The organism is Pseudomonas arsenicoxydans, from assembly GCF_006438915.1.
GTDB lineage: Bacteria > Pseudomonadota > Gammaproteobacteria > Pseudomonadales > Pseudomonadaceae > Aquipseudomonas > Aquipseudomonas arsenicoxydans_A.
On sequence record NZ_RCZE01000010.1, the window covers coordinates 170,009 to 185,626 of the forward strand.

The 15,618-nt window shown below is 56.0% G+C and carries 12 protein-coding genes and 3 pseudogenes; 6 read left to right on the forward strand and 9 right to left on the reverse strand.

The window, feature by feature from the left end; translation table 11 throughout:
• The first annotated feature begins 142 nt into the window (after positions 1-142).
• Positions 143-1,453: an MFS transporter gene (locus EAH78_RS21120; protein WP_140669267.1), complete on the forward strand. Its 1,311-nt coding sequence runs from the start codon at positions 143-145 to the stop codon at positions 1,451-1,453.
• Between the two features lie 203 nt (positions 1,454-1,656).
• Here EAH78_RS21120 and EAH78_RS21125 read toward each other — a convergent pair whose 3' ends face one another.
• The 3 genes and pseudogenes from EAH78_RS21125 to EAH78_RS32830 all read right to left on the reverse strand — a co-directional run.
• The gene (locus EAH78_RS21125; RefSeq protein ID WP_140669268.1) at positions 1,657-2,022 is read right to left on the reverse strand and encodes a DUF6124 family protein; all 366 of its coding nucleotides are present in this window, start codon (positions 2,020-2,022) and stop codon (positions 1,657-1,659) included.
• Positions 2,023-2,434: 412 nt separating this feature from the next.
• Positions 2,435-3,301, reverse strand: a pseudogene (locus EAH78_RS32825) (IS4 family transposase); the annotation flags it as partial.
• Positions 3,302-3,345: 44 nt separating this feature from the next.
• Positions 3,346-3,786, reverse strand: a pseudogene (locus tag EAH78_RS32830) (transposase); the annotation flags it as partial.
• A 600-nt stretch (positions 3,787-4,386) separates the two neighbouring features.
• On the opposite strand from EAH78_RS32830, the gene EAH78_RS21140 reads away from it, so the two are divergent.
• From EAH78_RS21140 to EAH78_RS21150, 3 genes and pseudogenes are all read left to right on the forward strand, one after another.
• Positions 4,387-4,692 (forward strand): hypothetical protein, encoded by a 306-nt coding sequence (locus tag EAH78_RS21140; RefSeq protein WP_140669271.1) that lies wholly within the window; start codon positions 4,387-4,389, stop codon positions 4,690-4,692.
• A gap of 285 nt (positions 4,693-4,977) precedes the next feature.
• Positions 4,978-5,301 (forward strand): annotated as a pseudogene (locus tag EAH78_RS21145) (DUF6124 family protein); the annotation flags it as partial.
• 39 nt (positions 5,302-5,340) lie between these two features.
• Positions 5,341-5,610 carry a hypothetical protein gene (locus EAH78_RS21150; protein WP_140669367.1) on the forward strand — a complete coding sequence of 90 codons (270 nt, stop codon included), beginning with the start codon at positions 5,341-5,343 and terminating at the stop codon, positions 5,608-5,610.
• A 319-nt stretch (positions 5,611-5,929) separates the two neighbouring features.
• Here the strand turns inward: EAH78_RS21150 and EAH78_RS21155 are convergent, their stop codons facing one another.
• The 5 genes from EAH78_RS21155 to EAH78_RS21175 form a co-directional block, all read right to left on the reverse strand.
• Positions 5,930-6,514, reverse strand: coding sequence for a hypothetical protein (locus EAH78_RS21155; protein ID WP_140669272.1), 585 nt, complete (start codon positions 6,512-6,514; stop codon positions 5,930-5,932).
• Between the two features lie 221 nt (positions 6,515-6,735).
• A complete protein-coding gene (locus EAH78_RS21160) occupies positions 6,736-6,978 on the reverse strand; it encodes a hypothetical protein (RefSeq protein ID WP_140669273.1) in 243 nt (80 codons plus the stop codon).
• Between the two features lie 62 nt (positions 6,979-7,040).
• Positions 7,041-8,105 (reverse strand): lipocalin-like domain-containing protein, encoded by a 1,065-nt coding sequence (locus tag EAH78_RS21165; protein WP_140669274.1) that lies wholly within the window; start codon positions 8,103-8,105, stop codon positions 7,041-7,043.
• On the reverse strand, positions 8,095-10,566 hold the full coding sequence (locus EAH78_RS21170) for an ABC transporter permease (protein ID WP_140669275.1): 2,472 nt from the start codon (positions 10,564-10,566) through the stop codon (positions 8,095-8,097). The genes EAH78_RS21165 and EAH78_RS21170 overlap by 11 nt, the downstream gene beginning before the upstream one ends.
• Before the next feature lies 1 nt (position 10,567).
• A complete protein-coding gene (locus EAH78_RS21175) occupies positions 10,568-11,236 on the reverse strand; it encodes an ABC transporter ATP-binding protein (protein ID WP_140669276.1) in 669 nt (222 codons plus the stop codon).
• Between the two features lie 117 nt (positions 11,237-11,353).
• Here EAH78_RS21175 and EAH78_RS21180 point away from each other — a divergent pair, with 117 nt between their 5' ends.
• Both EAH78_RS21180 and EAH78_RS32840 read left to right on the forward strand, forming a co-directional pair.
• Complete coding sequence (locus EAH78_RS21180; RefSeq protein WP_240051918.1) at positions 11,354-11,908, forward strand: hypothetical protein; 555 nt, start codon at positions 11,354-11,356, stop codon at positions 11,906-11,908.
• Between the two features lie 28 nt (positions 11,909-11,936).
• A complete protein-coding gene (locus EAH78_RS32840) occupies positions 11,937-12,110 on the forward strand; it encodes a helix-turn-helix domain-containing protein (RefSeq protein ID WP_240051922.1) in 174 nt (57 codons plus the stop codon).
• Positions 12,111-12,170: 60 nt separating this feature from the next.
• Here EAH78_RS32840 and EAH78_RS21185 read toward each other — a convergent pair whose 3' ends face one another.
• Positions 12,171-15,002 (reverse strand): amino acid adenylation domain-containing protein, encoded by a 2,832-nt coding sequence (locus EAH78_RS21185; protein WP_140669277.1) that lies wholly within the window; start codon positions 15,000-15,002, stop codon positions 12,171-12,173.
• Positions 15,003-15,618 lie beyond the last annotated feature (616 nt).

Consider the following 15,618-nt stretch of genomic DNA (forward strand, 5'->3'; position numbering starts at 1 on the left):
CGGGTTGTTCACCCGCACAGGCCTTGGTCGCAAACCCTGTGCTCAGGCACAAAGACAACAACCCGAAGCGTGGCCGAGACTCTCTGGGCGATCAACGTTACCCTGCGCATCGCAAAAAATCATAATAAAGAGAGAGCCCGCCATGTCACAGAGCGCCGCCGCTACCCAGGCCATCGTTGACGACAAAAACGCCGTCTACAAACGCATCACCCTGCGTTTGATCCCCTTCATCTTCATCTGCTACCTGTTCAACTACCTCGACCGGGTCAACGTTGGATTCGCCAAACTGCAGATGCTCGACGCACTGAAATTCAGCGAAACCGTGTACGGCCTCGGCGCCGGGATCTTCTTCATCGGCTACGTGCTGTGCGGCGTGCCGAGCAACCTGGCCCTGACCAAATTCGGCCCACGGCGCTGGATCGCGCTGATGATGATCGTCTGGGGCACGCTCTCGACCTGCCTGCTGTTCGTCACCACCCCGACCGAGTTCTATACCTTGCGCCTGTTCACCGGCGCGGCCGAAGCCGGGTTCTTCCCGGGCGTGGTGCTTTACCTCTCGCAGTGGTTCCCGACCTTCCGCCGTGGCCGCATCATGGCGCTGTTCATGTCGGCGATCCCCGTGTCCGGCCTGCTCGGCAGCCCGTTCTCCGGCTGGATCCTCAACCACTTCGGTGCAGGCCAGGCCGGTTTGGCGGGCTGGCAGTGGATGTTCCTGCTGCAAGGCATTCCGACCGTGATCCTCGGCGCCCTCGCCTATTTCCTGCTGAGTGACAGCTACGCCAACGCCAAATGGCTCACGCCTTTCGAGCGTTCGGTGCTGGAAGCCGACCACGCTGAAGACTTGGCGAACAAACCGAAAACCACCACTGACTCGCTGTTGGCGGTATTCAAGAACCCGGCGATCTGGGCGTTCGGTTTGATTTACTTCTGCATCCAGAGCGGCGTGTATGCGATCAACTTCTGGCTGCCGTCGATCATCAAGAATCTCGGTTTCAGCGACAACCTGGTGATTGGCTGGTTGAGTGCGATTCCGTACCTGTTGGCGGCGGTGTTCATGTTGCTGGTCGGCCGCTCGGCGGACCTGCGCAAGGAACGACGCTGGCACTTGGTGGTGCCGATGTTGATGGGCGCGGTGGGTCTGTTGATCGCGGTGAACTTCGCCGCCACGCCGGCCATCGCGATTCTCGGCTTGACCATCGCCACCATGGGCGCCCTCACCGGCCTGCCGATGTTCTGGCCGGTGCCGACGGCGCTGTTGAGTGCGGGTGCGGCGGCGGGTGGTTTGGCGCTGATCAACTCGATGGGGCAGATGGCGGGGTTCCTGAGCCCGTATCTGGTGGGTTGGGTCAAGGACAGCACTGGTTCGACCGATGCCGCGCTGTATCTGCTGGCGGGTGTGATTGTGTGTGGCAGCTTGCTGGCGCTGCGCATGACGCGCACGTTGCGGATGTAATTTCAGCGAGAACAAAAACGGCCCTTTCGGGCCGTTTTTCATTTCTCAAGCGCAAACACGCTGTTGTGGGAAGACACATTTTTGTGGCGAGGGAGCTTGCTCCCGCTCGAGTGCGCAGCGCTCGCAAGATCTCCAGACAGCTTGGGATTTTGGGGCCGCTTCGCAGCCCAGCGGGAGCAAGCTCCCTCGCCACAGGGACTGTGTTAGCTATGAGGGTCGACGTTATCCAACATCCGGTTCACCGCCAGTTCGCCCAGCATCACGGAGTGTTGAATACCAAGCAGGGTATGGCGCTGTGTACCGTTCAACTGCCCGGCGAAATCATTCAACATCACACTCGCTGACGCCAATGTCTCACAGGCGTTGACCAGCAGGGTTTCGTGATCGGTGTCGGGCCCGACGAAGTAGATGGTGCTGGGTTTGCGTGGGGTGTCTTTGGGGATGACCGGTTTGAGGTAGTAATCGAGGGCGCGGTCGGCGGCGGTGTTGAGCTTTTTGGAATCGGTGGATTCGTAGGGGGAAACGTCGTCGGTTTCGGTTTCTGGCGGGTTCGGTGTGATCTTGAACATAGATGAAACTCCTAAAGCACTTATAAAGGAGCCATCACTCTCGCTACCAAACGAGGGGTGGTGGCCATACGCAGGTTGGTAGACCGGGCTCTAGGAAAACGGCGCACCCGAAGATGCCCTGCGCATGACCACCATAAAGACGAGACGAAAAATCTCGGCAAAAGGCAGTGCTTTGCGACTAGAGACCCGGGCTACCAAACCCCATCGCTGTTTTTCAGCGACGGGGAAACGATAAGACCCAGGCCCAAGGCGCACAAGCCGGCGGATTCTGGCGCAGTCGTAGGCAACGGCGCAAGGTTGTGTAGCCTGAGAGAGTTTCTGGAGGTGTCGATTAAACACCGCTGTTTAATCGGACTACGCCGCCAGGGATACTGACGAAAAATAGATCCGTCCCTGAGAGATCCCCACAAATCTACGTTAGCGCCTGTGCTTGCTGATGCACCTCGTTTCTCAACGCGTGCTCAAGTCTCTCCAAGGTTCTTCGAGACTTTGAACCGCGTCCGCTACGCCAGTATTCCAGCCCTAGCCGCCATAGCGACAACACCCGCCGATGCTTAAGGCTATTACTTTGAAAGCGTTGTTCATGACCTGCTTCACGGGCCTGTAGTCCGGTCAAACAGATGATGTAGTTGGCCAAAGCCGCAATCAGTAAGAGCACTTCAATTCGGCGCGGGCAGTGACTTCGATGGCGAGTTACGCCAACACCGAAGTGTTCGCTTTTCACATCCCGGAAGCCTTCTTCTATCTGCATCCGTTGCTAGTAAATGGCCACGATTTTCGATGGATTCCACTGATCCTCCGGTAGATTGCTGGCCAACAACCAAGGCTCTCGTTCACGATTGGCCGATTGTCTACTGAGTTTATTTTTGGCGATTGAGCCTGTGACGCGCTGATGTTTTCGCCCCTTGGCACGGTGCCGGACGCAGTACAAATGAATGAAATGCGGTGCGCTTTGCGTCATCTCGATCTGGCCTAGTGACTTCGGTGAAGATGACGCCAACGCGTAGAGATTTTTCACTGGCAACCAAGTGTGTGAGTCGCTGCGGTAGAGGTCGCGGTTGCGCACCCGAGCCACGTAATACCAGCCTTGCGCCTCAACAGCCTTGATCCAGGGCCGTCGAAAACCGGCATCGGCCACAAGGATTGGCACACAGTCTTTGGGGAGCATTTCGGCCAGCGTTTGCAGCAATTTCTTTTGATATTTCGGACAGCCTTCACGCTCGTGGACGCTTTCGTAAATAGGAAACGAGCGCCCTGCCAAGGGGATCGCGGCGCGTAATNCGGTGAAGATGACGCCAACGCGTAGAGATTTTTCACTGGCAACCAAGTGTGTGAGTCGCTGCGGTAGAGGTCGCGGTTGCGCACCCGAGCCACGTAATACCAGCCTTGCGCCTCAACAGCCTTGATCCAGGGCCGTCGAAAACCGGCATCGGCCACAAGGATTGGCACACAGTCTTTGGGGAGCATTTCGGCCAGCGTTTGCAGCAATTTCTTTTGATATTTCGGACAGCCTTCACGCTCGTGGACGCTTTCGTAAATAGGAAACGAGCGCCCTGCCAAGGGGATCGCGGCGCGTAATAAAAAGAACTCTCCTGCCGCGTCAATCGGTGACCAGTCGACCAAAATCAAGGGATGTTTCAGAGGCCCCAGCAAGGCTCGCAACATGACCCAATAAAACAGCGAACGCTCTGTTTGCAAATGACGATTACCGAGCAATCGATCCACTCGTTTGATGGCGTGTTTGGGATAGGCCTTGCCTGACATGAATCGGCCCAATCCTGTCAGCGTTAGACGACGCCCGCGCAGTAACGAACTGACACAACACATCAGTGTTTTTAGGCGACGAGAATGGACAGTGGGAAGTGCTTGAGCGAGCGCGCTGTGTAAGAATCGGATGGCCTGCATGGGATCGGGATCTTGTTTTTGTGTGGTGCAATACAAGCTGCCGACCCATGCAGGTCTCTTCAATTCCCAACTTCTTGATTTCTCGTAGGAAAAAGCGGGGATTTCTCAGNTCGATCCACTCGTTTGATGGCGTGTTTGGGATAGGCCTTGCCTGACATGAATCGGCCCAATCCTGTCAGCGTTAGACGACGCCCGCGCAGTAACGAACTGACACAACACATCAGTGTTTTTAGGCGACGAGAATGGACAGTGGGAAGTGCTTGAGCGAGCGCGCTGTGTAAGAATCGGATGGCCTGCATGGGATCGGGATCTTGTTTTTGTGTGGTGCAATACAAGCTGCCGACCCATGCAGGTCTCTTCAATTCCCAACTTCTTGATTTCTCGTAGGAAAAAGCGGGGATTTCTCAGAATCCGTCCCCTATTCACTTTCACTTTTCACACTCAAATCGTAGAAACTAAATGGACACCAAAAAAATAATTGAATATGGTGGAAAAATCACACTTGATGACTTGTCTCAGCTCAACCAGTCTATCGACACATCATTGATTATTGACGACTTAAAGGAAGATCTATTTCAAGCCACCTTCCCTAAAGATCAAATTATTGATATAGGCTGGTATCCCGAATTCAGTGAAAACGGTACATTTAGAGTTTCCCTAATAAAAGCACACGACTGGGAGCACCCTGCTTCTAGCGAAAAAGCAAAAAACTGGGAAGAGCTTCATAAAACAATCTCCCTTGCCTTGGAAAATCTGAAAACATAAAACCAATAAAAGCAACATGAAAAAATCTGGACAAGAAACAAAAAAACTAAGGGGACGGATTTATTTTCAAAGAGAAAAATGAAACCCGTCCCCACTCTTGATGATAGCTCCATGCTTCAGAAATTTCCCACACCCCCTATCGACACCTCCATGAACTTGTAACCCCCCACTCCCCCAGCTAACCTCCCCCAGCCGCTGCAACCTCAGCGACCGGTTTTGACAGACCGAACACGATCAAGGCATGCAAATACCGCTTTGCGGCTCCGTCCCTACAGGAGCTTCACCATGAAAAAATGCCCACCCGATTCCCTCGACCCAATCGATCTCAGCCAAACCACCCCACGCACCGTCAGCGCCCGCCTCCGCGACCCAAACACCCCCGACCCCATCAGCCACGTCTTCACCATCCTCCCCAACATAGACACCGAAACCCTGCTTAGCCACGCCTGCGAAACCCTCGCTTCACTCAACGTCCTCACCACCGACCTGGCCTGCAAACTCGAAGGTTCACACCGCAGCCTGGCGCTATCCATCCAGCAACTGGCGGTAGTAGGCGAATTGTTGGTGAACCGTGCACTGGACAACCTCAACCCTCCTGGCGACGCATCCCCCCTGAAGCACCCTATCTTGAGAGAAGGAGGCCCAACCATGGCTCGATACATGCCCATCACCGGCATCGACTGCCTGATCCCTTCCCTGCTGATTGATACGGAAGCGCCCCTAGATGTGTTGCACGACTCGGCGGCATACCGAATCCGCAGCGTGACCCAACTGGTGGAAACTCTGTCCTTGAGTGACTCGCTGAAGGGTGACAACGCGCTACTTCAGGACTTCGCCCGCGTAATTGCAATTCCACTGCGCGACGGCTGTGACTTGCTGGACATCATCGGCCGACGTTTACAAAAACAAGCCACATAAAAAAACGGGCGATCATACGATCGCCCGTTTTTTATATATTCATTGCCATCACTTCAACAGAAGGTGTCCGCCCAGTGCTATGGCCTCGGCATTCCATGCACTGGTAAAGAGCCGTGACACTGGGCGAACGGGGACATTTTAATAGAAGTTTGCGGATATGTCCGCTAAGCGAACATGAAATTTGTAAACACAATGTTTAACAAAATGTCGGTTGCAATACTATTCAAACCACCACCAAAACTCACTACCCAGAACATTAAAACTGATTGTTCTTGTACAAAAATCTTATACAAGAACAATCATTTCATAGAGTCACTGCTCAGCTTTTGGTGTGAGCGTGCACTTTCAGAATGTCTGTGTAGGTGACGACAACGGTTTGCCCGACTTTCAGGTCTTTGAGTTTGGCTTGAACTTCCGGTCTTACGACATCAACGGTTTTGGAATTGCCCTTCGGACCTTCGAAGGTCACCTTATGATTCTTCACGTCGATGTGGGTGATTTTCAGCTGGACCTGGATCTGGCGGTAAGCTTCACCCGCCGGTTTTTCCGAGCCTGGAGCGGCGCGAACATCGCCTGTACGTTCGGTGGAGCCTGGCAGGCCCTTGTCGATATCGGTGTCGAGGTAGGCGGCTTCGGCGTGAACGACTTTGATGTCGACGAGATCGCCGGCTTTCAAGTTGGCGAGGTTTTTCGCCTTGTCGGTCAGTTGTACGGAAACCTCTTTACCTTCAGGCCCTTTGAGCACGACTTGATGGGTTGCGGCGTCGACCGAGACGACGGTGGCGGTCAGTTGATCCTCTAACACGACGCCCGCCAGCGGGATATCTTCAGCCATGGCGCCGAGGCTGACAGCGGACAGCAAGGTTGCGAGGGAGATGGCTTTGGTCAGAGCGTGGAGTTTCATAGGCGATACATTCCTTGGTAATAAATGGCAGCAGACCGCTCTGGCTCAGGCATCAGCGCGATATGTGCCACTGAGCATAGACGTTCTTCAGGGAGTTTTTGCAGTTTCTTACGCAGTGGATTTGTCGTTATCGGTGCATTTTCCACTTTCCTTGGCCAAGTCAGCCAAGTGGTGAGCAAGGCATCCCTTTCTCGTTCGTCGCAGACGCCTGAGGCTCAAGCTCAGGCTTCAGGATCATCAACTTCCCGAGCGACGTTCACGGCCGGCGAGTCCTTGTGCGATTGCTCGGCCCTGGCCTTCAACTCCTGCCACTGCTCGAGATCAATGGCGCCCTGCCCCAGCAAGTCATCAGCCACCCGCAGCAGTTCGGCGTAATGGGCGTCGGGGGATTGCTGCCAGTAACCCTTGTCGTCGAACAGGCGTTGCCATGAGGCAAGGTCTGGCGGTTTGAGGTCGTCGCTCATGGCGGGCTCCTGTGGACGGGCTGGTTAACGTAAGAGGATGTCGATCTGCCGAGAGTTCCGACTCAATAACCGGTCATTTCCAGATAGCCCTGCCCGGCATGGCTGCCGCTCAGTTGCACCGGCCCCTCCCAATACGGAATGCGCAAACCCATCCACGCGTTGGGGTTGAGGGCATTGAGGGTGATGTCGAGGTGCTTGCCGGGGATTTTGATTGACCAGCGCACGGGCATCGTTCGGCCAGCGACCTTCGCGGTGTCTTGCGGTGTGAGGCGGATGTCGTCGGCGTGCAACGATTGAGTCTGCCCATCAGCGTCGATCCACGTGCCGGTGAGGTAAGGCTCGCCGTCCTTGTTGCGCATGCGGTAGAGCATCACTTGTTCGCCGCTGTCCAGGTGCAGGGAAAACCAGTCCCAACCCGTCTGGTTGGCGGTTAGCGGCTGGCTGCTCCATTCGCGGTCGAGCCAGGCCGGGCCGCTGACTTGATAGGTTTTGCCCTCGATGTCCAGCGAGCCACTGGCCTGAAAAAACGGCTGACTGTAGTAGTACGACGCCTGGCCCTGTTTGGATTTCTGGCTGAAACCTTTATCGCCCTGAAGCACCGGCGGGCGCGTGGACGTCAGCCGAAGCTGGTAACCGAAAGCCTTGTCCCGGGCGCTGAGTTGAACGTCGGCCAGAGGATCAGCCCCCTGACTGCTGAAACGCCAGTCATCGATCCAGGCATTGAACGGTGCCACGCTCACGCCAGCCTGGCCGACGCCGCCACGGGCGTAACGTTCGGCCGCGTGATGCACCGTCGCCGAGGTCACGGCCGCGTGCCCCAGCCAGATCGTCTGGTTGGCCCAGCCGGCCACTTCGGGCGCTGCTTTCAATGCGCTGCGAAACAGCGTCCATTGCACGCCGAACTCGCGGCCCTGCGCGTCCTTGAGGTTGGCGGTGACGTACCACCACTCGATGCGAAAACCGTCATGCGGCCCGTGATCCGCCGGGAAGCTGAATACCCGCCCCGGCATCACCGGGGTAAATGCCGCCGCCTCGCCCCCCAGACCGGCGAAGCCTTTCTCGACAGGCTCTGAGTTATCGCAGCCGCTCAACAAAACCAATAAAAACAAGCCGACCTTAATCCTCATGAGCAAACGTCCTCAGCAGGTCCGCCGGTTGCGTGCGATACAGCGAATACAACGGCCACGCCGACGCCAGCAACGTCGCGAACAACGCCAGCCCCATCAACTGCAACAGTTGCATCGGAAACACGCGCAACGGCAGGCGCCAGCCGAATGCCTGGACGTTGATCACCGTATCCAGGCACCACGCCAGCGCGATCCCCAGCGGCAACGCCAGCACCAGCGTCAACACTGCCAGCAACCAGGTTTGCCCGAGGTTGAGCAGCATCAATTGCCGACGCGTCACGCCCAGCGCCCACAGCGGCGCCAACTGCCCGAGGCGGCTTTGGCTTTGGGTCAGCAGGCTGATGAACAACGCCACGCCCGCTACGCACAGGGTCAGACTATTGAGCGCGGAGGTGGCGGCGAAGGTGCGTTCGAACACTTGCGTCGACCAGCCCTTGAGGCGCGCCTGATCGACAATGCGGTTGTCGTCGAGCGCGAAACGCGCCTGCAACGCGGTGACGAATGCCGGGATCAATGCCGGCTCAATGCGCAGATTAAAACGGTTGGGCGCCTGCTGTGGCCAGCCGTGCAGCAGATGGTTGACGTTGACCAGCAAGTGACCCTTGGGGTTGCCGTAATCGGCGTAGATGCCGACGATGCGCGGCGACCAAGGGCCGCCCGGCGTGGGAATCGTCAGGTGATCGCCAAGGCGCACTTTCAGGCGTCGGGCCAGTTGCTCGCTGAGCATCAGCGCGTCGTCCTTGGCCAGTCGGTCCCATGGGTTGTCGCCCAGGGACTCCAGCAGCGGCCAATGCTGACGATAGGTCGGGTGATCTATTACGCCAAAAATATCCGCCGGCCAACCCTGCAACTGGATCGACACCTGCCAGTTGGGCAGCACCGCCGAGAGTTGCGGTTGCTGTTTGAGCCAAGTGTTCAACTCGCGAGACTGCGCCGGGGTTTGCGGATTGACGTAGAGCTCGGCGGTCAGGCGTTGTTCGAGCCAGTTGCTGAACGTCTCGCGGAAACCGGCGGTCATGCTGCCGGCGCCGATGTTTGCCGCCAATGCCAACAGCAGCGCCATCAAGGCCAGGCTCAGTGCCGGCAGTTGCTGACGGCAATCGGCGATAAACCATTGGCCAAGCACCGAATGGCTGCGCTGCAAGACCAGATTGAGCACCGAATTGAGCACCACGGGCAACGCCAGTGCCGCGCCGAGCAACAGCGCCGCCATCAATACAAATCCGCTGGCCAGGCTGTCGCCCCAGATCAAGGCGCTGAGTGCAATCACGGCTGCCGTCGCCGCCACCCAACCCTGGCGCCGCAACCAGCGTGCGTGGGCCTGATGCCAGGCTTGTGGATCGGCCAGCGCCAGCAACGGCAAACGCGCCGCCCGCAGCAGGCTGTTGGCGCCGGCCAGCAATGCACCGAGCACACTCAGACCGACACCGCTGAGCCACCACCACGGGCTGAGGCTCAACTGCCCCGCCACTTCGGCACCGTACAAGCCGCGCAGGCTGGCGGCGACGTCCGGCAACAGCACGCTCGCCAGCAGGTAGCCGCTGATCACGCCAGCGAGGCCGCCGATCAGCGCCAAACCGCCAAGTTCAACCGTCAGGCAGGTGATGAGCATGCGCGCGCTGACGCCACAGGCGCGCAGGGTTCTGAGCAGGCCTCGGCGTTGTTCCAGTGCCAGGCCGATGGCCGCGTGGACGATGAACAGGCCGACCACGAAGGACAGAAAGCCCAAAGCGTCGAGGTTCAGGTGAAAGCTTTCGGTCAGGCGTGCGAGGTTGTTCTCTTCGCCGCTGGTCTTGAGCTGGAGTTGATCCTTGAACGCGTCGGGTAACGGGCCGCTGAAATCCTTCGGCAGCAGCAAGCGCGACAGTTGATCCGGCAGACCGAGAATCTGCTGGGCGAAGCCGATGTCCACCAGCAACACGCCGGGGGCCATGTCCGTTTGAGCGTGCAGCGGTGGCAGAGGCTCACCGTTCGAACTCAGCGGACGTTCACCTTCCTGCAACCCCAACGCTTGCATCGTTTGCGGCGCAATCCAGGTGCGGCCCGGCGCGCTGAAGAACTCGACAATCTGCTCAATCGGCAACGCTTGCCCTGCCACCGATGAGCCAGCGGGCAGCGACACCGGCTCAATGCCCATCAACTGCAAGCGCTGCTCTTCATGACCCTTGAGCGTCACCCGCCCTTGCAGCACCGGCGACACCGGCCAACCGGCACGACGCAAGTCGACAAACAACGCCTGAGAAAACGTCCCGCCTCCGGGCGCGCTGAGGCTGGCTAGCGGTTCGCCACCGATCAACTGACTGGCCCGCGCGTAACTCTCCCGCGCCTGGCTGTTCAGCGCCTGCACGCCCGTGAGCAAACTGGTGGCGAGCCACAACCCGGTCAGCACGCTGAAAAACTGCACCGGGTGCTGCCGCCAATGGCTCAGCAGCGCCCGCATTGTCTCGCGAAAAACCCGCACCTCAGCGCTCGTCCGTGCCAGCCAGGCGGCCACCGTGCAGCACCACTTTTTCCGCCAGCCGCGCGGCTACCCGTGGGCTGTGCGTGACCATCAACAACGTGGTGGACGTGTTGTCGAGCAATTCCAGGAGCAGCTTCAACACTTCGTCGCTGGTGGCTTCATCGAGGCTGCCGGTGGGTTCGTCGGCCAGCAGCAGTTTCGGCTGCGACGCTAGCGCGCGGCCCAGTGCGACTCGCTGCTGTTGGCCGCCGGACAGTTGCTCCGGATAACGTCGCAACACGTCGCTCAGCCCCAGGCGTTGCACCAGATGCGCCTGCCAGCGCGGATCATGCCGCCCCGCCAGCCGCGCCTGAAACGCCAGGTTGTCCTCGACCCGCAAACTGCCAATCAGATTGAACTGCTGGAACACCAAACCGATTTCGGTACGACGCCAGTGGGCCAGTTGCCGTTCGTTCATCTGCTCCAGCCGATGTTCACCGCTGCGGATGCTGCCCCGGTCGACCTTGTCCAGTCCGGCGATCAGGTGCAGCAACGTGCTTTTGCCACTGCCCGACTCGCCCATCAGCGCCAGGCTGCTGCCGGGTTTCAGGCTCAGGTCGACGCCTTGCAGCACCGGCAGCGGGCCTTGCGGGGTGGCGTAGCTTTTGAAGACGCCTTGGACCGAAAGCATGGGCAATTCCGTGAAGAAGCGTGAGGCAAGGATAGCGGCCCTGCATGGTTTTTGTCCGTTGACGATTGTCGTCCGGCATGGCGGGCGCCCTATCCTCGGAGGCTGGTAAGTGCCTGCGTGTATTTCGAGCGGTTTTTCCCGTTTTTCAACGGGCATTTCCAGGCACGGATCGTGCGCGATGAAGAAGGCGTCGAGTTGCGCCTGCTCGACTGCGGCAGCCTGAAAGCCGGTGCGCCGACCACCGATTACCTCCTCGTCAGCCTGTGCAGCATGCTGCGCCGCAAGTCTCTCGCCAGTGGTCTGGAGCGTGATCCTGTGCTCGGCGTTGGTCTGGCGTGGGCTAAGACCGCCAATCCGCAAGCTCAGGAACAAGCGTTCCGCGCGTCGGTGCAATGGGCTCAGGCGCATCATTCGATTCGCCTGGACCCGCAGCTGTTCGTGACCGCGCTGACACCGGGCAACCATGAGCTGGAACAAACGCTGGTGGATTTGCTCGAGCAGACCCGGCGCAATAGTGAGCAGACGATTCTGGAGCAAGTGAGCGACCATTTGATTGCTGACCTCGCCAGTGCCAATTGGCAACGATTTTGTGCTGAGCATCGCTTGCTGGAACGCGCCGCGGCACGTCGGCTGAAAGCGTTGGGCTGGAGTTTTTTCGCAACTGCTCGATGAGTACCGTCGCTGCCGGGCGGAAGATTTGTTGCAGGCGGCAGAGCTGGAATTGGTGAAGATTTCGGATCGGTTGGGGTACAGCGATGTGCAGAGTTTCAACCGCGCGTGTTTGCGGTGGCTGGAGTGCGCGCCGGGGGTGTATCGGGCGCGGTGGGCGCATCCATTAGATCAAATCCGCACCGGGTCAGCGCCGGATGTTTAGAGCAGGGAAAATAGACCTGTCACCTTGAACATCACCGCCTGACGCAGGAATAATCACATGTTATGCAACCCGTTCAATCGTATCGGGACGGCTCTTCTTCTCCCCTCCATTCCAGCGCATTAAAATAATTCGAACTACCTTGTTCCAAGCATAACCCACCCCGATTCCACCCACTATGGCAAAGGCTACCGCAAGCACCGGCTGGTCATAGAGGTGACGAGCCAGGGACTGAAACTGAAAATGCGTCAAATAAATATACAGCGTTGACGACGCTATTAATGCAAGTCCCCGCGCGATGATACCTGGCACGGGTATAGACCTAATCCAAATCATCGCGAGAACAGCCGGTATGGCTACATCAATATATTCCCTCATTTCGAATCCGGGTGATCCATGCCCGAAAACTGTCAGAGTCTCTTGCCAGCCCATCACAATAATAGTAACGGCAGTAACGGCCCATTTCTGGGCTCTTGATTTGGCGTAATGAATTGCCATTCCGAGCACCATGATCGCAAGATAGTGCTGTGGCACTCTGTTATAGAGCTCTGTAGCATCAAACAAATACTCATTAATAAGCACATCAGCCACTGTCAATAAGCATGACGCGATGACAAGGCAACGGAACGGGCTTAACATTATTGCTTTTCTGACGCGATTAAATGACAGCACAAATCCAATGATTATTATCATTTGCAAGAGCACTTCGACATACCAATATGCAAAGCCACTTGCAACATTAACCGGAAACCAATTCGAAATAAGCAACAAGGTTTGCCAATGAACACTGTCGAACAAAATCTGAATCAAAACAGTGTACAGTAATGTAGGTACGGCGATACTGACAATGGATCTTACAAGCGTACGTACATTGCCGCGCTCATTAATGGCTTGAAGTTGAAATCTTGCCAGACTGATACCGGATACTACAAACAATATCGTCGTCTCGCCTGAAACCGGCCATGTTGAAAAAAGATGAAAATGCCCGACAACAATCAGCAATATAGATATTACGCGTAAAAAAACGGGAACCTCCATCGCCCGAATTGAAAACGTTGAAGACTTGGTTTTGTTGGTCAGCTGACACAGCTCACGAACCGGCGTCATTTCCCATCGATCTGGCAGACGGCCAATAAGTTCTTCAAGAACCATTGAAGCTTGAACAAACGAGAGCGAATCCCCACCCAGTTCAACGAACGATAAGTTTGCATTGAGGCGCGGAACTTCGAGTATTTCAGACCATGCATCCACCAACTTGACCCCGAGCGGCGATAGATCCTCGGTGAAATTTTCGGACGCCGTAGCCGTGTTACCTAGATTTTGAGACAACGCCCGCTTGTCAATTTTTCCATTCGGTGTCAGTGGAATCGCGTCCACAAAGACGAACAACGCCGGTACCATGTATTCCGGCAGCTGTTGGCTGACATGCTCACGCAACTCAGCAGATGAAATAGGTTTTATTGAAATGCAAAATGCAACCAGCCTTACACTCGAACTGTCATTATCCGCCAGCACAACACATTGTTTGATTCGGGGATGCCGTGATAAGGCGCTTTCGATTTCAGTGAGTTCAATTCGATGACCGCGAATCTTAACCTGATTGTCGCCCCGCCCTAAAAATCTGACACTACCATCAGAAAGATAAGTGCCAAGGTCGCCAGTTTTATAGCAAATGTCGGCCTCGTCATTGGTAAATGGATTAACAACAAATTTTTCCCGTGTTTGTGCTGCGTCCCCCCAGTAACCTTGCGACAAATAGGGGCTGCGTATAAATATTTCTCCAACTTCGTCTTCGCAGACCAACTGATTCGAGCCATTCACGACCAGCAGTTGCGCACCTTCAATACCTTTCCCAAGCGGTATTTTGGCATTATTGGCGACAGGGTCGATCTGATGGTATGCCATTGCCTGTGGCGTTTCCGTCGTGCCGTAGAAATTCACACTAATGGCATTGGGTGCAACGACGCTAATCTGTTCGTACAGCGTACTGCTTAATGCATCTCCACCCCAAAACAGATACCGTAACTCGTTAAATTTTAGCTCATTTATTTTTGCACCCGCTTCAATAAGTTTGCCCAAGGGGGGCGTAAGGTGAATTACGGATATTTCATTGTTATGTATCCATGCCGCCAATGCCGAGGGATCTATGACGGTTGATTGTGCCGGACAGATCAGTTTCGCGCCAATGGAAAGCGGCGTAAATACGTCCCTATATACCGGATCATGACCCAACCCGGAAAGTAAGGAAAAACAATCGTCTTTTGATAACGAATGACGCTGGGTATGCCACTCAATAAAATGAACCAAAGGTGCATGATTTACCACAATGCCCTTCGGTTCGCCGGTACTGCCTGATGTGAATGTGATGTACGCCGGCTGACAAGGGTCGACTACTGGCAAAACCCTTTGATCAAAGGCGAATTTATCCAGAGATTCGGCGGGCATTTCCGGAATTCTGACGACCCGGGGAAGGAAACTCATTGCCCCTGGCTCAAAGTATTCCAGAGTGAGGTCGACTGTAGCCTCGCCGCATAGCAGAACAAACGCTGGCTGTAGCGCTCGAATGATTTGACCTATTCGCGCAGGTGGATAGGCGTTGTCGGCAACTGTGAACGTCAATCCGGCACGGGTGGCACCGAGCATTGCGTAGACCAACCCCGCACAGCGACTCGACACAATAACAATCCGGTCGGACTCGGTAGCGCCATTCCCAATCAAGAAAGACGCAATGCCCTGGCTTACCTCTTCAAGCTCGCGATAGCTGCAAGTCGTGTCTTCAGAGACGACAGCAACTGCTTCAGGCGAGCGCTTCGCATGCTGCAAGAAGTCCAGGAATATCGGACGTTCGACACAGTATTCAAGAGGAAGCGTTGGGTCTGGGCGGTTTTGCTGCATATTATTTGTATTCTCCGCGTGGTCTGTACGAGGCTAATCTCGTGACCTGAAAATGCTTCCTAAAACGGGAAAAATTTAATTTTCTGCAGGCGTCTACGGCCAAGCCCTCAGCGCCAACACTCCGCATTCCAAGCTATTAGGCTGTGCCCAGTACAGCTACACACGACACCGCTTCAAGCTAGGTTTACAGCGCCTGAAAAGGGCCTGGAAAATCCAGGTCGATTCAGTGTCTGATTCCAAAGTGCTGCTACAGTTATAGCAAACATCGCCTGAACGTCGAGTGAAAGGCAGAGTCGGACCGACGCTACAGCCTTGGGGGCGCCTAGCGTGCGCTGGAAAGCGCGACTAAAAATGATTTGCCTACAAGGAGGGATCCACAGGATGAATGGCGTGCCAGGTTTCGCGCTCACCCAATTCGCCGAGCGGCAGGGGGACCGGGGACAATCATACGGCTTGCTGAGCAAGCTTATTGATCCTGATCCTGCGCCTCTTGGGAATCAGAGTCGAACTGCGGTGCACCGATGACGAATCATACAAAATTGATCAATTAATCAATGACTTGTTTTCATTGCCTTTTTGTTGGTAGGTGGCAAGCGTTTTGGTGACTCAATTTAAT